This is a genomic window from Pyxidicoccus trucidator, assembly GCF_010894435.1.
Lineage (GTDB): Bacteria > Myxococcota > Myxococcia > Myxococcales > Myxococcaceae > Myxococcus > Myxococcus trucidator.
In genome coordinates, this window is sequence record NZ_JAAIXZ010000003.1 from 240,571 (window position 1) to 259,669 (window position 19,099).

12 protein-coding genes are annotated in these 19,099 nt (G+C 72.0%); 3 read left to right on the top strand and 9 right to left on the bottom strand.

Going from position 1 to position 19,099, the window contains the following annotated elements:
* Positions 1-109 precede the first annotated feature (109 nt).
* Positions 110-3,169, top strand: a complete 3,060-nt coding sequence (locus G4D85_RS11010) for a serine/threonine-protein kinase (RefSeq protein ID WP_164010924.1) — start codon at positions 110-112, stop codon at positions 3,167-3,169.
* Positions 3,170-3,180: 11 nt separating this feature from the next.
* Positions 3,181-4,437 (top strand): hypothetical protein, encoded by a 1,257-nt coding sequence (locus tag G4D85_RS11015; protein WP_164010925.1) that lies wholly within the window; start codon positions 3,181-3,183, stop codon positions 4,435-4,437.
* A 66-nt stretch (positions 4,438-4,503) separates the two neighbouring features.
* Here the strand turns inward: G4D85_RS11015 and G4D85_RS11020 are convergent, their stop codons facing one another.
* The 9 genes from G4D85_RS11020 to G4D85_RS11060 all read right to left on the bottom strand — a co-directional run bounded on the left by G4D85_RS11020 (position 4,504) and on the right by G4D85_RS11060 (position 18,170).
* Complete coding sequence (locus G4D85_RS11020) at positions 4,504-6,315, bottom strand: NUDIX hydrolase (RefSeq protein ID WP_205525509.1); 1,812 nt, start codon at positions 6,313-6,315, stop codon at positions 4,504-4,506.
* A 131-nt stretch (positions 6,316-6,446) separates the two neighbouring features.
* On the bottom strand, positions 6,447-8,093 hold the full coding sequence (locus G4D85_RS11025) for a serine/threonine protein kinase (protein ID WP_164010927.1): 1,647 nt from the start codon (positions 8,091-8,093) through the stop codon (positions 6,447-6,449).
* Positions 8,094-8,178: 85 nt separating this feature from the next.
* Complete coding sequence (locus G4D85_RS11030; protein ID WP_164010929.1) at positions 8,179-8,679, bottom strand: hypothetical protein; 501 nt, start codon at positions 8,677-8,679, stop codon at positions 8,179-8,181.
* 167 nt (positions 8,680-8,846) lie between these two features.
* Positions 8,847-9,734, bottom strand: coding sequence for a JmjC domain-containing protein (locus G4D85_RS11035; protein WP_164010931.1), 888 nt, complete (start codon positions 9,732-9,734; stop codon positions 8,847-8,849).
* Between the two features lie 16 nt (positions 9,735-9,750).
* Positions 9,751-12,474, bottom strand: coding sequence for a hypothetical protein (locus tag G4D85_RS11040; protein ID WP_164010933.1), 2,724 nt, complete (start codon positions 12,472-12,474; stop codon positions 9,751-9,753).
* A 38-nt stretch (positions 12,475-12,512) separates the two neighbouring features.
* Positions 12,513-13,358 (bottom strand): phospholipid scramblase-related protein, encoded by an 846-nt coding sequence (locus G4D85_RS11045; protein WP_164010935.1) that lies wholly within the window; start codon positions 13,356-13,358, stop codon positions 12,513-12,515.
* Positions 13,359-13,387: 29 nt separating this feature from the next.
* A complete protein-coding gene (locus G4D85_RS50235; RefSeq protein ID WP_164010937.1) occupies positions 13,388-16,408 on the bottom strand; it encodes a carboxypeptidase-like regulatory domain-containing protein in 3,021 nt (1,006 codons plus the stop codon).
* 58 nt (positions 16,409-16,466) lie between these two features.
* Complete coding sequence (locus tag G4D85_RS11055) at positions 16,467-17,234, bottom strand: lysophospholipid acyltransferase family protein (protein ID WP_420821701.1); 768 nt, start codon at positions 17,232-17,234, stop codon at positions 16,467-16,469.
* 36 nt (positions 17,235-17,270) lie between these two features.
* Positions 17,271-18,170 carry a LysR family transcriptional regulator gene (locus tag G4D85_RS11060; RefSeq protein WP_164010939.1) on the bottom strand — a complete coding sequence of 300 codons (900 nt, stop codon included), beginning with the start codon at positions 18,168-18,170 and terminating at the stop codon, positions 17,271-17,273.
* A gap of 97 nt (positions 18,171-18,267) precedes the next feature.
* Here G4D85_RS11060 and G4D85_RS11065 point away from each other — a divergent pair, with 97 nt between their 5' ends.
* On the top strand, positions 18,268-19,053 hold the full coding sequence (locus G4D85_RS11065) for an MBL fold metallo-hydrolase (RefSeq protein ID WP_164010941.1): 786 nt from the start codon (positions 18,268-18,270) through the stop codon (positions 19,051-19,053).
* Positions 19,054-19,099: the final 46 nt, after the last annotated feature.

Here is a 19,099-nt window from a genome sequence, read left to right on the forward strand (position 1 = left end):
CGGCCGTCCCAGGGCAGCCAGGCGCCGGGAGCGCGCGCTGTCCACCCGGAGGCACCCGCCGGAGCCCCCCTTTCCTGGCCGTCGGGAACCTCGGGATAGGATGGTCCCGATGACCTCGACCTCACGGGATAACCAGCAAACGGAGCAGGGCCTCTCGGACGAGGGGGGCTATGGCACCGGCCACCCCGACACCGGTGGCCAGGACAACGGTCCCGACTCCGTCGGCGCGGGCGGCTCCGCGGACGGTCCTCCTCCGGCCGTGGGCTACGGCACGGGCGGTCGGGATGACGGCACGCACTCGGAGGGTGGCACGCCGCTGCACCACACGCGCGTGGGCCGCTACGTGCTGCTGTCGCGCCTGGGCCGTGGCGGCATGGGCGAGGTCTTCGAGGCGTTCGACCCCGAGCTCCGTCGCACCGTGGCCATCAAGGTGCTCCACGAGCGCCAGCTTCCCGGCGAGTCTCGCGACACGCGCGCGCTGCGGCTGATGCGCGAGGCGCAGGCCATGGCCCGCCTGTCCCACCCCAACGTCCTCACCGTGCACGACGTGGGCACGCATGACGGACGCGTCTTCCTCGCGATGGCGAAGGTGGACGGCGGCAACATGCGCCAGTGGCTGAGGAAGGCGAAGCGCTCCCTCCGGCAGGTGCTGCCCGTGTGTCTGTCCATGGGCCGGGGGCTCGCCGCCGCGCATGCGGCCGGGCTCGTCCACCGCGACTTCAAGCCGGACAACGTCCTCCTCGGCACCGAGGGCGGTGTCTTCGTGACGGACTTCGGCATCGCCCGCGAGAGCGACGCCTCCGAGGAGCCCACGGTGCCCGTGCCGGAGGCCCTGTCACCCGGCGAGGACGCACCGCTCACCGTCACCGGCGCCATGGTGGGCACGCCCGCGTACATGGCTCCGGAGCAGTACGCGGGGCGGCCCGCGGACGCGCGCTCGGACCAGTTCAGCTACTGCATCTCCGTGTACGAGGCCCTCGCCGGCCAGCGTCCCTTCGAGGAGGGCACGCTGCGGCGCATGGCCGTCACGCTGCTGGACACGGCGCGCGCGAAGGACGGCGCCATTGTCGCGGAGCGTCCCGAGCTGGCGCCTCCGCCGCACGCCAACGTGCCCGGCTGGGTGCACCGCCTGCTGGTGCGCGGCCTGTCCGTGTCGCCCGAGGCGCGCTTTCCCTCCATGGACGCGCTGCTGGATGCACTCGGCAAGGACCCGTCCGCCGCGCGCCGGAAGTGGCTGGGCGGCGCCGCGGCGGTGCTCGGCGGTGTGGCGCTGGCCGCGGGTGTCGCGGTGACGGTGTCGAAGCCGCAGGCTCAGCCGTGCGTCGGCGCGCCCGAGGTGTTCGCCCGCGTGTGGGGACCCTCGCAGCGGGTCGCCGTGGAGAAGGCCTTCCAGGACAGCGCCGCGCCGAATGCGGCGGGGGCCTTCACGCGGGTGTCGAAGGCGCTGGATGCGTACTCCACCCAGTGGACCACCATGCACCAGGAGGCGTGCGAGGCCACGCGCGTCAGCGGCGCCCAGCCCGAAGCACACCTCGCGCTGCGCATGTCCTGCCTGGACCGCCGCCTGCGCGCGGTGGATGCGCTCACCGCTGAGTTGGTGCGCGCGGATGCGGCCCTCGTGAAGCGCAGCGTGGAAGCGGTGGATGCGCTGCGCGGGGTGTCCGGCTGCGCCAACGTGGAGGCCCTGGCCGCCCCCGTGCCGCTCGCGGAGGACCCGGCCCTGCGCGCGAAGGTGGACACGGCGCGCGGCGAGCTGGCGCATGCCCAGGCGCTCCTGGACTCGGGCCGCTACCAGCAGGCGCTCCCGGCGGCGAAGGCCGTCGCGGACTCGGCGCGTGCGCTGGGCTACCGCCCGCTGCAGGCCGAGGCCTTCCATGTCCTCGGCTGGGCGCACCAGCGGCTGAGCCAGTCGGAAGAGTCCATGAAGGCGTGGAACGAGGCCATGGCCGCCGCCACCGCCGGCCGCCATGACGAGGCCGCCGTGCAGGTGGCCACGGACCTGGTGGTGGCCCTCAGCGACGCGCGCGACTGGTTCTCCGAGGCCCACCTCTGGGCCGGGCAGGCCCACGCGCTGCTGGAGCGCATGGGCGGCTCGCCCGAGCTGGAGGGCAGGCTGGCCAACCACGAGGGCATCCTCGCCTTCCGCGAGGACAACCTCGACCTGGCGGCGACGCACTACACCCGCGCGCTGGCGCTGCGGGAGCGCGTGCTCGGCCCCACCCACGTGGACACGGCCAAGGTCCTCAACAACTTCGGCATGGTGCGCATGCGCCAGGCTCGCTACGCGGATGCGATGCCGCTCTACCAGCGCTCGCTCGCCATCAACGAGGAGCGGCTGGGCGCCCAGCACCCGCTGCTGGCCTCCACGCTCGCCAACCTGGGCATCGCCGCGAAGGAGCAGGGCCAGTACGCCGAGGCCCTCCAGTGGACGGAGCGCGCGTACACGCTGCGCCGGGACACGCTGGGCCCCGACAACCGGCAGACGCTGCTGATGCTGAACGACCTGGCCCTCGTGCACGAGAAGGCGGAGGCGGCGGACAAGGCCCTGGCGCTCCACCAGCAGGCGCTGGAGGGGATGCGAAAGGCCTTCGGTCCGGAGAGCCTGGAGACCATCGAAGCGCTGCGCGCGCTCGCGCAGGCCGAGGAGCGCCTGGAGCGCGATGACGCGGCGCTGGCGCACTACCAGGAAGGGCTGGCGCTCCAGCTCAAAGTGCTCTCACCGGAGGACCTGGCGCTGCACACCATGGAAGAGGACGCGGGGCGCATGCTGCTGCTGCACCGCAAGCAGCCCCGCGAGGCGCTGCCGCTGGTCAGCGCCGCGCTCTCGCGCAAGCTGCGTACGCTGGGGGCCGAGCACGCCGGCACTGTGCATGCCCGCACGGGCCTGGGACTCACCCTGCTGGCGCTGAACAAGTCCGACCGCGCCCTGAAGGAACTGGAGGAGGCGGCGCGCGTGCTGGCTCCGCTGGGGTGGAGTGAGGCCGAGTCCGCGTGGGTGCACTTCGGGCTGGCGCGGGCGCTGTGGCAGACGAAGCCGGCGGAGCGTCCCCGTGCGCTGGCGCTGGCCCAGAAGGCCATCGAGGGCTTCACGCAGGCGGGCCAGTACGGCCGGCGCGAGCTGGAGGAGGCGCGGCGCTGGATGGCCTCCCACGAGCGGGCGAGGCGGTAGGCTGCGGCGGAATGGGGCTCTTCGACAACCGCGCCTGGCTCCGCAGGACGCGCCGACGTGCACTCTGGCCACTGTCCCTGTCCATCTATCGCTCCTGGATGAAGGACGTGGTGGAGCTGACGGCGGTGCGGGAGGAGAAGGACCTCGAGCTCCTCGATGTGCTGTTTTCGTTCCGCCGGTACGAGCGCGCGCTGGCGCTCCTCGACCGCGCGGCACTCGAGCTTCCGCTGCGTGAGGTGGCGGTGCGCCGGGCCGTGTGTCTCTGTCACCTCGGACGGGACGAAGAAGCCCGCCTCGTGCTCTTCGAGGCATGGCGCCAGAGCGAGGACCCGAGGCTCGTCTTCGAGCTGTCCTGGCTGGCGGAGCTGCGAGGCTGGGGGGCGACGGGCCTTCCAGTCAGGGACGCCTTCCGCTGGCTGCTCGACGCGAGGTTCGCCGCCCGGCCCCCGCCCCTGGATGAGGCACGTGCCGCGAGGTGGGCGGAGTCGAACTGGCTCTACGAGGAGGACCGGAAGCAGGCGCCGATACCGGACGTCGACGTGGGCCCGCGCTACTTCCCCTACGAGCCTGAGGTTGCGCTGTGGACGGCGGTGCTCGCGGCCCGAGGTGGCACGCCGGTGAGGGACACCGTGGAGGACGCGCTGGGGGTCGCCACCCGCGAGTGGCCGGAGCTGTGGAATGTCCTCACCCTGGACCCGCTCTTCCAGCCCTTCGTGGCGCCGCCTCGCCCCACGCTCCCGGTGCTGCCGGCGGAGCTGGATGAGCGGATGCAGCTCTGGAACATCCTCGAGCTCTCACCCGAGCCAGGTGACGGCGGCGCCGCCATCCCGCTGGGCACCTACTGCCCCGAGCCGTATGAGTTCGACGACGACCCGCTCTACTCCCTGCACGACTCGGTGGGCCGGTTCACCATCTGGGTCGCACGACAGCCCGAGCCTCCCTTCCGCATCGAGGTGTCTCCGTCGGACCGCTTGGGCCGATACGACCGGGGCGTGCTCGGAACGCTGCGCGAGCTGGCTCCGCACAGCCAGGACGTGTGGTTCTTCCTCCGCGACATCAACCGGGAGTACGCGGACGAAATCTCCCTGCGCGGGGGCCGCTATGGCTTCCGCCGCTGGTCGCTCAAGGACGTCGAGTCCGATCCGGACAAGCCCTTCATCGAGCACGTCCACACGCTGCTCCGCCAGCTGGCCGGACGCCCGGAGGCGCGGTTCCAGTCGGCGGAGTTCCAGCGCTTCCTCCGGCACTTCTCGCCGAGCGCTCCGTAGGGGACGCGAGGGAGCAGCGCCGCCACTTCTCGCCGGGCGGGACGCCAGGGAGCAGCGTCCCAGCCGTCACTTCTCGCCGAGCGCTCCGTAGCGCACCACGCGGAAGCGCGCGCCCTGCGCCTCGCGGATGCGGGCGGCGAGCACGTCGTGCAGCTCGGGCGTCCACGTGCTCCAGCGCTCGAAGAACTTCGCGGTGGCCGCCTTGTCGCCCGAGTGCTGGAGGGCAATCACCTCCTTGAGCAGCGAGCTGACGGTGTCCAGGTACTTGTCGTACTGAATCGTGAGGCGCGCCGTCTTCGGGTCCGCGCGAATCAGGCCCCGGTCCAGGAACCAGTTGAACTGCACCAGCTGCATGCGCTGGTACGGCTGGTCCTCGCGCGGGCGCACGTTCTGAAGGGTGCGACGAATGCCCGAGGCCTGCACGGTGCGCAGGCTGGCGGCGTCCAGCGAGCCGCTCTTGTTGAAGGCGTGCAGCGCGAAGAGGCTGACGAGGTCCGCCTTCATCTCCTCCATGGCGTCCGCGTAGTCCTCCAGCGCCACGTCCAGCGTGCGGCCCTTCGTGTCGCGGTCCGGGCCCAGGTAGTGGCCGACCTCGTGCCAGAGCGTGCGCTGGAAGTTGCCCTCGGAGGTGAGGTCCTTCGCGTGCGCGTCCACCGTGGCGGCGCGCCAGATGCGCTCGTCCGCGGCGAAGAGGTCCGGGTTCTTCATGATGTTCTCGCGCAGCAGGATGGTGCGGCCGTAGCGGCGCGAGTACAGCGGGTCATTGGGCAGAATCGTCGCCGTGTTGGTGCCGCGCGCCTGGCCGAAGTCCGCCACCACCTCGTACACGCCGACGGGGATGTCCTCGCGGATGCGCCGCTTCGCGGGGTACGGCAGCGCGTCCTCTATCCCTTGCAGGCCGCTCAGCCGCTTGCGCAGCTCGCGCGTGGCCTCCTCGTTCAGCAGCAGCACGGACACGCCGTAGAAGGCCTTCACCCCGTAGAGCGCGTCGTCATACGTCTCGTACGCGCCGAGCTGCACGTTGAGCTTCTTGAAGCGCCCCGTCACCCACGACGCGTCGCCGCTCTCGTAGTCGTTGCTGAGCATGTCGCGCGCGCGGTTTCGCAAGTAGCGCGCCAGCTCCTCGTCGCTCGCCTGCACCCGGCTCGCCGCGCGCATCAGCAGCCCGTACACCTTCACCAGCTCCGGCCCGTAGGCCACGGCGTAGGGCACCGCATACAGCGCCTTGGCGTCGGGCCGCTTCGCGCGGACCTGGAGCGACTCACGCAGGCCGGGGTGCAGCGTGTCCAGCACGGGGTGGGCCTGGAGCACCTTCACGTCCTGGCGCAGGTTGTCCGCGGTGGCGCGGCGGACCACGGTGAGCTCGCCCATCAGGGACTCGCGCTGCTCGGGGTGCGCGGCGAGGTATGTGTCCACCTCCGCGCGCGTTGCGTCCGGTGGGTAGACGTTGCGCGCCGGCACCTGCGGGTCCACGGGGAGGAAGGGCTCGCGGGCGTTGGTCAGCGTGCTCGCGATGGGGCCCTGGTAGAGCCGGTACAGAGTGAGTAAATCTTGCGTGCGCTTGGGGCTGCCCAGCTTCTTGTCCAGCATCCGGAGCCGCGTGTGCGACGTAAGCGCCTGATGGTGGCGCGACGTTTCATACAGCTCCTGGAGGACCTGGCCCGCCTCCAGGAGGTCCTTCACCGCGGCCTGCTCGTCGGGCGAGAGGCGCGAGAGTTCGGGCGCGAGCCGCACCTCCTCCGTCTTGGCGAGAATCTCCGCCACCTTCTCCTCGGGCCAGTAGCCCGGGGGCAGGGTGGGGGAAGCGGGCGCGGCGGCATGGGCCGCGAGCGTCGTGAGGGCCGCGACGGCCAGGGTCAGCGCGTGGGGAAGTCGCATGGCGGGCAAGACTGCCACGGCCCCACGCGTATTCCCCACGGCTTACACGTCGGTGCCCGGATGTGGATGAAAGGGCTGCTGTCCTGGTCGAAGCGGACGCTGCCGGTGCTCGGCCTCCGGACAACCCGCGTTCAGACCCACCACCAGCAAGCGGCGGCCCCGAGCAGCACCAGCCCGCCCAGGCCCACCGCGGCCCACCGACGGAGGAGCCGCTTCCGGGAGGGCGCCGCCAGCAGGCGGGTGGACTGCTCTGCCAGTGACGGGTCTTCCTCCTCGTGCGCGGAGGACCCGTGCTTCGGCATGGTGGCTCGCGTGTGCACGGAGTGCACCGAGTGCTCGGGCGACACGGAGGTCGCGCGCGTGTGCACGGAGTGCACCGAGTGCTCGGGCGATGCGGAGGTCGCGCGCGTGGGCACGGAGTGCACCGAGTGCTCGGAAGAGGGTGTGTCCGTGGGCAGCGAGGAGAGGGAGTGCTCGTACCGGGGCTCTGGCGTCGGCTGGCGCGCGGGCTCGGGCGCGGAAGCTGGACGGTGTGCCTCCGGCCCCGGTGCGGAAGTGGCCTTTCCCTCGGGTGGAGCGTGTCCAGGGGGCGGCCTGCGCGCCTCCGCGCCCGGTGCCGACACATGCGCCGGAGCCAGCGTAAGTGCCTCCGGCCTGCGCTCCTCCGGCCCCGGCATGGGAGTCAGCTTACGTGCGGCCGGAGCCACGGGCCGGGGCTCTTGGGCAACGGGCACCGGCGTCGGCTTGCGCGCGGCCGGAGCCAGGTTCCGGGGCTCCTGGGCCACCGTCTCGGGCGCGGGCCCTTGCAGGCGCTGGGGCTTCGTGGCGGGGCGTCCCTCCACCTCCGTGGCCACCTCGAGCGGCGCATGGCGAGACCGGTTGCGCGGCTGAGCCTCCAGCAGTCGCGAGGGAAACAGGGTGGAGTCCTCGCGCCCGGCGAGCACCGCGCGCAGCTCCTTCGCGACCTCCTCACAGTTCGCGGGCCGCGCCTTGCGGTCCTTGGCCAGCATCCGCGCCACCAGCGCGGAGAGCGCGGGCGGCACGTCCTGCCGGAATTGCTCCAGCGGCGGCGGCGCGTCGTAGAGCACCGCCTCCATCACCGAGCGCGCGCGGTGCGCGGGCAGCGGGCGCTTGCCGGCCACCAGCTCGAAGAGGCACACGCCCAGCGAGTACACGTCACTGCGCGCGTCGAGTGTCTCGTCGCGAATCTGCTCCGGCGACATGTACCCGAGCTTCCCCATGATGACGCCGGACGTGGTCTGCGTGCCGTCCGCCGTCTTCACGATGCCGAAGTCGGCGATCTTCACCTCGCCCGAGTACGACACCAGCAGGTTGTCCAGGGACACGTCGCGGTGGACCAGCTCCATCCACCTTCCGGTGCGCGGCTCCGCGAAGCGGTGCACGTACGCGAGCCCGTCACACGTCTGCGCCACCGCGTGCAGCACGGGGACGAGGGGCAGCGGCACGGGGCGGCTGGCGGCCAGGACTCCCGCGAGGCTGGAGCCCGGCACGTACTCCATGGCCAGGTAGAGCTGGTCGTCGATGACGCCGGTGTCGAGCACCTGGACGATGTTGGGGTGCTGGAGGCCCGCGGCCACCTCGGCCTCGCGCAGCAGGCGCCGCCGGAAGCGGGGGTCCGCCGCCAGCTCGGCGTTCATGCGCTTGACGACGACGGGGCCTTCCCGGTCCTCACGCTCCGCCAGGGACACGCGGCCCATGCCCCCGGCGCCGAGCTCGCGGAGGATGCGGTACGGCCCGAAGCGCTCGATGCCACTCATGCGCCCGCAGGCTACCCCCAGAACCCGTGGCGGGTCTCCCTCGCGTCCCGGGAGTCCGCCAGCCGTGCTCTACCGAGGGCGGCCCCTACTCAATGCCCCGCTTCTCGGGCGGGGCGTTCATGAGGATGTTGTTGGCGTGGGCGCCGCCCGGCCTGTCACCCCGGTCCATCAGCGGACCCGGAAGGCCCCTGGGGAACAGCCGCTGCAGCAGCCTCCCGATGGCGCCCGGGAAGGACGGACGCGCGGCGGGCGCGCCGGAGTCAGTGTCCCGAGGCTTGTTGCTGCTCTCGTTGGGGACCTTGGAGATGTTGTCGGCGTGGCCGCCACCAATCCGGATGGGGGACCACTTGCCGGGACGCTTCACGGCCGGGTCGAACTCGTCCTTCTTCGGCTCGTACGCCGCCGTCTGGAGGTTGTCGCTGTGGCCGCCGCCCACCTTCAGCGCCGAGCCCGACACGCCGTCCTTCTTCCCGGTGCCCGTGAGAATCTCACGGGCCAACTTGTCGGACAGGCGAGGGCCGCCGGAAGAGGACTCGGGGGACGCCGGGGACGACACGGGGCTCTGACGCGGTCCGACAATCTTCACGGGACACCTCGGCGGCACTCACCTCTGCCAAGGAGGATTATTGGGACGAGGCGTCCGGAAGTTTCCGGGGAATTCCCTGACGTTATGGAATCTACAAATTCGGAAGGAATTGCAGGCTCGCACACACTGTGCGACAGGCCATGCACACCGCGTGCGCGGGTGGGCCGTCAGCGCCGGCTGCCGCGGAGGCCGGCGGAGCGCAGGTAGAAGCGGGCCGTCTGCGCGAGGAACCGCAGCGGAAGGCCCGGCTCGGCCAGGGCGCGCTGCAGCTCGCTCCCGAGCCCGGTGAAGAGCGTCCGGAGGACCTCCAGCTTCTTCACGTCATCCAGCTCGGACGCATACCCGAGCGCGGGCAGGCGCCGCCGCCACACGGGGTTGCTGGCGAGGTTGGCGCGCACGGCGTCCAGCACGTCCAGCAGCGTGGGCGCCAGCAGGCCGACGGAGATGGAGAGTGCCTCCTCGGGGGCCTGGGCCATGTGCCAGTGCCCGGCGGGGATGTAGATGAAGTCCCCGGTGCCCAGGGTGCGCGTCTCCACGGGCGTGGTCTCCTGCGCGGCCAGCGCGCCGCTCGGCAGCGCGTCCGGGAGGGGCACGGGGTGGAGCGTGTTCTCCCGCAGGAGGTAGTCCTTGCGGCCCAGCGTCTGGAGGATGAAGACCTCCTCCGGGTCGCAGTGCCAGCCGAAGCCGTGGTGGCCGGCGGGCGTACAGTACAGGTGCAGGTTGATGCGGCCGTGCAGCTCCGCGCTGAAGGTGCGCGCGAGCTCCGACAGGCCGGCGTGGTGCTGGTCCGGCTGGCGGAGCACGAGCGTGTAGCCCTGCGAGAACAGCTCGCGCGCCTGCTTCGCCGTCCTGGGACGCTCGCCGGTGTAGGGCACGCCCTGGCGCGCGAGGAGCAGGTCGCACTCCGTCTGCTCTACCAGCTCGTCGACGACGCTCCAGGTGCCGAGCTGGAGCAGGCGTTGCGCCGAGGCCCGTCCGGAGAAGGGCGTGCGTTGGTAGTGCTCCCGCAAGAAGCGCTCGCGGGGGAAGTCGTTCAGCAGTTCATCGAGCAGCATGAGGTCTCGAATCTACTCAGAGACCCCCGAGCTGCGCTTCCGGATGTGCCGCCCGCAGCTGCACCAGCGAGGCGAGGCAGCTCTGCCACTCGCCCTTGGCCACCGAGCCGGTGAACTCGCCCAGCACCGGCGCCACCACGCGGGCGAAGGCCTGGTCATCCAGACCCAAGTCGCGCACCAGCTCAATCACGCGCCGCTTGGCCACGCTGGCGGACAGGCGCTTCTGCACCTCGCCCTCGCGCGCCTCCTTCGCCCGGCCCGGCGGCAGGCCGAAGAGCATCTTCCGCAGGAAGGTGCGCAGCGCCTCCACGTTGGCGAAGCGCTCCGTCTCCGCCACCGGAGCCTCCTTCGCGCCCGCGGGCTTCCAGCCCTCCGGCAGGTGCGTGGGGCGGTGCTTCTCCCAGAGCAGCCGCACGGCGAACAGGCCCACCTCGCGGTCGGCGCTTTGCATCAGCCACGCGAGCCGCTCCGCGCCGCCCAGCCGCGCGTAGTGCCGGCGGATGAGCTCCACCGCCACCTCGCGCGTGCTGCGCTTGGTGCTCTCCGAGAGCGCGAACACCTTCGCCGGGTCCAGCTCCTCCGGGTGCAGGACGTGCCGCGCGTCCGCGCCCTCCTCGCCGGCCTTCAGCAGGGCGTCATAGGCGAGGTTGCGGACCTCCTTCGCCTCGGCCTCGGCCAGCTCGTACACGCGCGTGTGCCAGCCCCAGGCGCGCAGCTCGGCGCGGGCAATGGCCAGGGCGAAGCGGCGCACGTCGTCGCGCTCGTCGAACAGCGCGGGCCACAGCTTCTCCGGCGTGTACGCCTTGCGCGGGGCGCGGGGCTTCAGCTCGTAGGACTTCGACTCCGGCTGCTCCGGGCCGATGACGGGGTGGTGGCAGCGCAGGTACGTCTGCGCGAAGCCACGCACCTGCACGGGCTGCTTCGCGCCCAGGGCCAGCTCGAACAGGCGCTCCAGGCCGGTGGCCGCGTCGCCCGAGTCGCTGAAGTCCGCCGGCGCCACGTTCTCCAGCAGGTAGCGGTGGGCGAAGCCGTGCAGCTGCGGGTCCGCGCGGCGGGCCAGCGCGAGCAGCCAGGGCACGGTGAGCTGGCGCGCGGTGAACAGCTTCCGGTTGCCCAGGAGCGCCAGCGCCACGTCGCGGTGCTTCCGGCTGAAGACGAGCCCCTTCACCCGCTCCACGTCCAGTCCGGGCAGGCTGTCCGCGCGCGTGAGCCAGGTGCTGACGGTGTCGCCGATGCGCGGGTGAGACACCTTGTCCAGCATCCACTCCGGGCCGATGGCGGCGGGCGGGTACGCGCCCAGCGCCTTCAGCGCGAGCCCCGCCACCGGGTGCGGCTTCTTCTCCAGGCGCGGGTCCTCCAGCAGCTCCTTCCAGAAGGCCACGGGCAGCTCCGTCCCGGGGTACTTGGAGGCGACGTAGCCCTTCACCCAGGCGAGCTGCTCGGACGAGCCCAGGTACATGTCCCGCAGGAAGCCGGCGGGCAGCTCGGCGCGGTCGAAGGACTGCTCCAGCGACTTCGCAGCGAAGGCATTCGTCGGCTTCGAGGACAGCAGCCGGCCCAGCAGCTCCACGCCCAGCTCGCGCGGGTTGCGCTTCTCCAGCGCGGCGGCGGCGAAGGCCTTCACGTCATTGGCGCCCTGGGCCACCAGCTCCGCGAGCCGCTCGGCGGGCAGGTCCTGCGCGTGGGCGCGGGCGTACTCAATGGCATACGCGCGGGCCTTGTCGCTGGGGGACACCAGCAGCGCGAGCACCGCCTCGTGCAGGCCGAGCGCGCGCAGGCGGCCCTGGTGGAACTCGGGCGAGCCTTGCAGCGTCTCCACGAGGAAGTCGTGGGCGCTGGCGAGGGGCCGGCGCGCGAGCCTGTCCAGCCACGCGGGAGTCACCTTGCGCAGCGCCTCGGGGAAGTCCTTGCGCAGGCCCTGAATCGCGAAGCGCGCGGCGGGGTCCGAGTGGCAGGTGTCCAGCAGGCGCATCAGCGGGTCCGGCGAGCGCTTCCACGCGTCCGGGAAGGCGCGGTGCTTCAGCATGTCCGCGGGCGGCTGGATGGAGAAGGACGTCGCCGAGTAGTTGCCGGTGCCGTGGGCCCAGATGTGGTGGGCCACCCAGACGGAGTACCAGGACGGGTCCGGCTCGTAGTGGCGGAGCACCTCCACGGCGAACTGGGGGTACAGCTCCGGCACGGCGGTGCCCAGGTGGCGCAGGTAGCGCCAGGCGCGGCGGCGCAGGTAGGTGAGGGTGCCGGCCGAGACTTCGCGGTTGTAGCCGCCCCGGCCGCGCTCCGCGTCGAAGCGCCAGGCGAGGATGCCGAACATCTCCGCGTCGTGGCGGGCCTCGGTCAGCTTGTAGATGCGCTTGAGGCCGCCCCACAGTCCGAAGCGCAGGTCCGAGCGGCGGATGATTTCCATCAGCGCGGCGCGGGAGGCGTGGGTGTCGCGCGCGTAGAGGCCGACGAGCAGCTCGGCGAGGGCGAGCCGGGGCGGACGGGGTACGTCCTTCTGCGCGTGGAAGCGCTGCCAGGCCTCGGTGGAGGCGGTGCGCCGGCCCTCCGCGTCGAAGCGCGCCTGGGCCTGGGCAAGCGTCTGGAGCAGCTTGTCGAAGGTGAAGGCATCCTTCGGCAGAGGCGTCTCGGGCGCCTTCTCGGGCTGCGCGAGGAAGGCGAGGACGGCCTCGGCCAGCTCGGGCGCTTCGGCCCGGACCAGCCGCTCGAGGTCTGCTGCGCTCAGCGCATCACTCGTGGACATGGACCTGGGGACTTAGCACAGGCCCCGGGCCGCGCGCCTCACCTCCAGAAGTCGAAGATGTCGAAGCCCGCGCCGAAGCTGGAGCTGGAGCTGCGGTTGTCGAAGTACGTCACGTCCACCAGCAGGCCCACGGCCAGAATCATCTGCCGCAGCCGGGCGTCGGTGCACCCGGGCTTGAATTCCAGGGTGAAGGTGTCCGCGTCGGTGAAGGTCTCCTGGAGCAGGCCGCTCCACCGCTTGCGGACGACGGCCACCTCCACGCCGCGCTGCAGGATTCGGAACGTCCACGGCCGGAACAGCGGCCCCTCCACCGTGGCGACGACGGCGCCGGTGGGCGACAGCACGTCGAACCGCCGGCCGAAGAAGGTGAAGCGCTGCTGGATGCTCCCGAGTGGGCGCCCATCCCACGCCTCCACATTGGCGCGCGCCAGCAGGAAGCTCCAGGGGTGCTCCACCGCGAGCGCCACCGTGCCGCCCAGCGTCATGCACTCCATCCGGGCCTTGTAGAAGGGCCAGAAGTTCCGCAGGAGCGCCGAGCCCCAGCCGTCCCCCGTCTCGCCCACGTACACCGCCACCCGGCCCGTCGGGTCGCAGACCTCGTAGCGGTTCTTCGACTCCCAGCCGATGAGTACCTCCGCCAGCTCGCGCAGCTGCCGCATGCGCAGCTCAGGGGCCTCGAACAGGCCCGCGAGCTGGAGCTTCAGCTCAAGGCCCATGTAGCGCGGGTCTCCCGGGGGCCCCTTGCCCGCGCCGGACGGCACCTCGTGGAGGGGCGCCGGGTCCGCCACGGCGAGCTCGCCCGCGGGCGCCGGAGCGCGCTGCTCGCGGCTGCCCCAGTCCAGCTCCAGCTCTCCGGTGCTCGCGAGGTCGGGTTTGTTGCTCATGACACCCGAGCCTAACCTCCCACCCGGGCTCACCGCGAGCCGGGCTCCGGCTGCCTCACGGCGGGCACGTCGGGGGTGCCGCCCTCTTCCCTGGGCACGTCAGGCCCCACCCACTCCGTCAGGGCCAGCGTCACCCGGCCCGTGGCGGGCAGGCGCACGTGCTGGGAGCGGAACCGGACCCGGCGGCCGTCCAGGCCCGTCGTCGCCTCGGCGGTCACCATGTACTCCCCAGCCGTCAGCCCCCGGGCCTGGAAGGTGCCCAGGGAGGTCGTCGTGGGAGTCAGCGCCCTGGCCTCCCCGGGGCTCATGGACACCAGGTACACCTCCGTCAGCACGGGCTGGCCCTCGCGGTCCGTCAGCGTGCCTTCCAGCCTTGCTCCCGGGGGCAGGCGCAGCTCCAGTAGCTCGTCATCCGCTCCAATCCGCTGGCGCAGCTTGGGGAAGTCGTCGTGCAGCACGTCCACGTCCATCGGCCGCCGCTCCAGGAGTGGCAGCACGAAGGAGCCATCTGCTCCAGTGCGCTCCTGTGCCAGCGGGGAGTGCGCGGCCGTCAACGTGTCCTCGCCCACGAGGTTCACCCGGACCTCCGCCAGGGCGACGGGCAGGGACGTCTCCGCGTCCACCACGCGGCCCCGCAGCTGGCGTCCCGGCTCCAGCCGCACGTCTCCCAGGTCCAAGTCCCGTCCCGGTGGCACCTCCACCTCGCGCACGGAGAGCGTGAGGCCGGGCGCCTCGAACAGCAGCCGCGTGGTGCCCGCGCGCTCCATGGGAAGGCGGAAGGCGCCCCCCGGGTCGCGAAAGGGCGCCTGGTTGACGCTGAAGCGGGGAATGGGCGTGCCGTCCCGTCTCACCACGCGCCCGTGGAGGTAGCCCTGGTAGCGCAGCACCAGCCGCACGTCGCGGGCGCCCGAGCGCGCGACGACTCCCGGCCACCGCAAGGGGTGCTCCCGCTCGGGCTCCTCGAAGGTGTGGCCCTCCTTCGAGGCCACCAGGGCGCACTCGCCTTCCACGACGTGGTCCACGGTGAAGCGCCCGTCCGGGCCGGTGGTCGCCGTGGAGGGCCGGAAGCTGTTGCCTGCCTCGGACTTCTCTCGCAGCGAGTACGCCTCCACCTGCGCCTCCGGGACGGGACGGCCGTCACCATCCACGACGAGGCCCGACACCGACAGCCCCGTGTCCATCCGGAGCGAGGCGTCCACCGTCTCCGTGCCCCGGACGGACACGGTGCGCGACGCCCTGTGGACGAAGCCGCCCAGGTCCAGCCCCGCCTTGAGCGTGTATGTGCCGGGCGGCAGGCCGCGGAGGGCGAAGGTGCCCTGCTCGTCGCTCGACGTCATCACCTGGTGCGGGTGCTGGGGCGTGCCGGCCTCCATGAAGAGCTGCACATACGCGAGCGGTGCGCCGCGGGCGTCCACCACCGTGCCCTCCAGCGTGGCCCCGGTGTGCAGCACCACCTGGACGTCTCGGGCCGGCGCGTCCACCTCCCTCTGCTCCCGGAGGAAGCTGCCGCCGCCGGACGTGAGGAGGTACCTCCCCGCCTCGGGGACCTCGATGAGGAAGCGGCCTTCCTCGTCCGACGTCGCGCTGTTCGGCTCGTACAGGGGGGAGTCCAGGTCCATCATGAGTTCGGCGACTTCCTCCTGCGTGGGAGCGGGCGCATCCGGCGGGAGGGTGTAGGCCGGGCGCCGCTTGAGCCTCACCGCTTCCAGCGACACGTCCGGCACCGGGCGTCCCTCGGCGTCGGTGACGAGGCCCGCGAGGATGAAGGCGCGGCGGAGCGTGAAGGTCAGGGGCGCTCCGGAGGTGGAGACCTCCACTTTCTCCACCTCGACCTCATGGTAGCCCTCGGCGTCCACGCTGAAGGTGTGCGTGCCCAGGGGCAGGGGGCCCATGCGGAACCGGCCATCCGCCCCGGTGAGGCCGTCGTCGAACGAGGGCCCGGCCTCCTCCGAGGACGCGGTGACGGAGGCGCCGGCCACGGGGTGTCCGGCCTCGTCGCGCACCAGTCCCTCGACGAAGGCGAGGGTGCCCAGCGTGAGTGAGGCTTCCGCCTGCCGGTCCTCCTCGGAGAGGCTCACGTTCGCGAAGCCGTGCGCGCCGTCGCGCTCGGCCAGCACCTCGTACTCACCGGGGGCGAGGGGCTCGAAGGCGAAGCGGCCCTCGCCGTCCGTCACTGCGACGTGCCGCGAGTACTGCACCTGGACCTCGGCGCCTGGCGCGGGCCTGCCGTCGGCGAGCAGCACCTGTCCGACGATGCGCCGGGGCGGGTGGAGGACGATGTCGTCCAGGTCCTCGTCGGACACGTCCGGCAGGTGTGCCGGGAGCAGCCCGGGGCTGGACGCGACGAGGCCATACGCGCCCACGGGCAGCAGGCCGAAGGAGAAGCGCCCGTCCGCGTCGGTGCTCGTGGTGAAGTAGCGCGAGTGCTCCTGGTGGAAGAGCGTCACGCGCACGCCGGAAAGCGGCACGCCGGCCTCGTCCAGGACGCGGCCCGAGAGCGGGAGTCCCTCCTCGAGGACCAATTCCACGTCCTCGCGGCCCGTGGCCACCTCGGGCTCCATCGCCGCGCCGCGCTCACCGAGCGCCCAGAGGGCCACCGTGCCCTCGGGCAGTGAGTCGAGCTGGAACGTCCCATCCGCCGCGGTGGTGACGCGGGTGAGCACCGGGGCTCCGCCGCGCTCCTCTTCGATGAGCTCCACCACCCGCTCCTCGGGCCCGCCGGAGCAGTCGAGGTGGGTCAGCAGCAGGCCCGGTGACTCCACGTCACACGGAAGCTGTGACAGGGACTCGCCGGGCATGGCCCGCGTGGCGGAGACCTCGACGCCCGCGACGGGCTGTCCCCTCAGGTCCACCACGCGTCCGCGCACGGAGCGGGAGCCGCTCGGCGGTGGGGTGGAGGCGGTGGCGCCGGAGACGTCCCGGGCGCGCGGGCTCACGGTGGCGGGAGGCGGCGCCTCCGGGCTGGAGGCGCACCGGAATTGGACGAGCGCCACGGTGGCACCCAGCACCAGCACGCCGAGTGCGATGAGCCCCGCCCACTGCTTCCGCATGGCGCCCTCCCGGGGACGCACGGTAGCAGGAGCGGAGTCCCCGGGTCGCCGGGGGGGCCTACGCCCCTGGAGGCGCGGACGCCCGCGAGTCGAGGCGGGCCTGCTCCGCGATGATGAGGTCCCTCACGTGCTCGCGCAGGGTGGGCACGTCGGGGAAGGCGGCCGGGTCCACCGGAGGCATCACCTGCACGTGGCAGTGGGACTGGGCCTCCAGCACCAGCCCGTGCTTGGGCAGGGTGCGCGCGGTGCCGGTGAGGACCACGGGGATGATGGGGCACTTCATCTTCATTGCCAGGGTGAAGGCGCCGTCCTTGAAGGGCTTCACCTGCCCGTCGAAGGAGCGCGTCCCCTCGGGGAACATGAGGATGGGCACGCCGCGCGACAGCCAGTACTCACAGCCCCGCATCATCTTCGCGATGCTCACCTTGTCCCCACGCACCAGCGGCACGTAGCGGTTGAGGTGCATGTTCCAGCCGATGAGGGGCAGCTTGAAGTTCTCCGCCTTGGAGACCCACTTGAAGGGGCGGTAGAGGCCGAAGAGGACGAGGATGTCGCCCAGCGACTCGTGGTTGGCCACCAGCACCGCGGGCCCGCGCCAGGGCAGGCGCTCGCGGCCGTCCACCCGCAGGTGCCACAGCGGGTTGACGTAGAAGTACAGCTGCGCCCAGAAGCACGAGTACAGGTGCAACACCCGCCCGTCCCGGTCGAACGGGAGCGTGACGAGCCACACGAGCACGGCGCCGAGGAAGAGCACCGTGCTGGAGAGCACGAAGAACAACCAGAAGAAGATGGAGAGTAGGAGTCGGATGGCGCGGCAGTGTGCCACAGGCCCGCGTACGGGAGGGTAGGGGAGTTTCGCGGCTCAGCGTCCCGGCGGGCCCGCCTTCGCCAGCAACTCAACGAAGGCGGTGAGGTACGGCGCGGGGCGCACGGTGCGCGGCCAGGCCGCGTGCCAGTGACGGCGCAGGCCCGGCTTCGTCACGCGCACGGCGGCCAGCGTGCCGCGCGCCAGCTCCGGCGCCACCGCCCAGCGCGCGAGCACCGCCACGCCCAGGCCGGCCTTGGTCATCTCGACGATGGCCTCGGTCAGCTCCACGCGGGACACGCGAGCGGGGGTGATGCCCGCGGGCACCAGCACCTGCTGGAAGAGGGTGCTCTCGGTGAGGGGGATGCTGTAGAGCAGCACGTGCTCCCGGGCGAAGTCCGCGGCGTGCAGCACGCTCTTCTTCGCCAGCGGGTGGTCGGGGGCCATGACGGCCAGCAGCTCGTCCTCGAAGAGCGGGGCGCCCGCGAGCCGGCGGTGCCGGACGGGCTCGCTGACGATGCCCAGGTCCAGCTCTCCGGACAGCAGCGCCTCCACCGGCCGGCGCGTCGCGTCCACGGCGATGCGCACCTCCACGCCCGGGTGCTTCGCGGTGAAGCGCCGCAGGACTCCGGGCAGCCAGTGGTAGGCGGTGTAGCACTCGGTGGCGAGTCGCAGCTGGCCCTGTGAGGACTGGGCGAGGCGGGAGACCTCGGCCTCGGCGGCGTCGACCTCGGCCACCACCTTGCGCGCGGCCTCCAGCACGCGCTGGCCGGGGCCGGTGAGGACCATGCGCCGGCCCTGGCGCTGGAAGAGCTCGGCGCCCAGGCGCTCCTCCACGTCGCGGAGCTGGTGGCTCAGCGCCGGCTGCGACAGGTGCAGCACCCGCGCCGCCGCCGTCACCGAGCCCGTGTCCACCACCGCCGCCACCAGCCTGAGGTGCCTGACGTCCAGAATCATCGATTCGATTCTCTCATGGATTCATGCGGACGATGCGCTGGATTCATGTGGGCAACTTGGGGACAAGTGGCCTGCCTGCTCAACCGAGGTGCCCTGTATGAGCCTGAAGACTGTGTCCCTGGCCGCCGATGTCCTCGTCGTCACCGGGGAGACGTATGCTTCCAACACCACCCTGTTCCTGGATGGCCGCGACGTGCTGATGGTGGACGCGCTCGGCAGCCGCGCGGATGCACAGGCGCTGCGGCGCTTCGTCCATGAGGAGCTGAACGCTCGGGTGCGGCTGGCGGTGTGCACGCACGGGTTCAGCGACCACCTGGCCGCGCTCCAGGAGTTCCCCGAGGCGCTGGTGCTGGCGCACGAGCGCTTCGAGGACACCTTCCGCGCGGAGCGCTTCCGTTCGGATGAGGAGTCGGGGTTCTTCCGCGCGCCGGAGCTTCGGGCCGCTGGGCCGCTGCACCTTCAGTGGGGGCGGTATGCGCTGGAGGTGTTTTCGAATACGGGACACACGGCGAGCACGCTGAACATCGACGTGCCTTCGTTGGACTTGTTGTTCTCCGCGGACACTGCGGTGGGTCACATGGCGTACGTGGCCTACGGGGCGCCGGAGGCCATCGACGCGGCGCTCGGGAGGTCGGAGGCGCGGGGGCGCGCTCGGGTCATCCAGGGGCACGGGGGCGTGGTGTCACCGCGCACGCTGAGCTCGGCGCGGTACTACCTGCGGGCGCTGGAAGCGGCGGTGCGCGAGGCGCGCGGGACGCCGGAGCGGGTGCGGGCGATTCCCCTCGCGGCGTGCCTGCCGGCGGACGTGCGGGGCAGTGAGTTCGAGGCGTTCTTCCACTCGCGGAACCTGGACGAGGTGGTGACGCGACGGCTGTGGAGATGACTCAGACCTCGTCGAACCTCGCGCCTGAGATGCCGGTGGCCTCCAG

Coding starts and splice junctions, on each gene's coding strand:
- G4D85_RS11010 (WP_164010924.1), top strand. CDS start 110: ATGACCTCGACCTCACGGGATAACCAGCAAACGGAGCAGGGCCTCTCG.
- G4D85_RS11015 (WP_164010925.1), top strand. CDS start 3,181: ATGGGGCTCTTCGACAACCGCGCCTGGCTCCGCAGGACGCGCCGACGT.
- G4D85_RS11020 (WP_205525509.1), bottom strand. CDS start 6,315: ATGCGACTTCCCCACGCGCTGACCCTGGCCGTCGCGGCCCTCACGACG.
- G4D85_RS11025 (WP_164010927.1), bottom strand. CDS start 8,093: ATGAGTGGCATCGAGCGCTTCGGGCCGTACCGCATCCTCCGCGAGCTC.
- G4D85_RS11035 (WP_164010931.1), bottom strand. CDS start 9,734: ATGCTGCTCGATGAACTGCTGAACGACTTCCCCCGCGAGCGCTTCTTG.
- G4D85_RS11040 (WP_164010933.1), bottom strand. CDS start 12,474: ATGTCCACGAGTGATGCGCTGAGCGCAGCAGACCTCGAGCGGCTGGTC.
- G4D85_RS11045 (WP_164010935.1), bottom strand. CDS start 13,358: ATGAGCAACAAACCCGACCTCGCGAGCACCGGAGAGCTGGAGCTGGAC.
- G4D85_RS50235 (WP_164010937.1), bottom strand. CDS start 16,408: ATGCGGAAGCAGTGGGCGGGGCTCATCGCACTCGGCGTGCTGGTGCTG.
- G4D85_RS11060 (WP_164010939.1), bottom strand. CDS start 18,170: ATGATTCTGGACGTCAGGCACCTCAGGCTGGTGGCGGCGGTGGTGGAC.
- G4D85_RS11065 (WP_164010941.1), top strand. CDS start 18,268: ATGAGCCTGAAGACTGTGTCCCTGGCCGCCGATGTCCTCGTCGTCACC.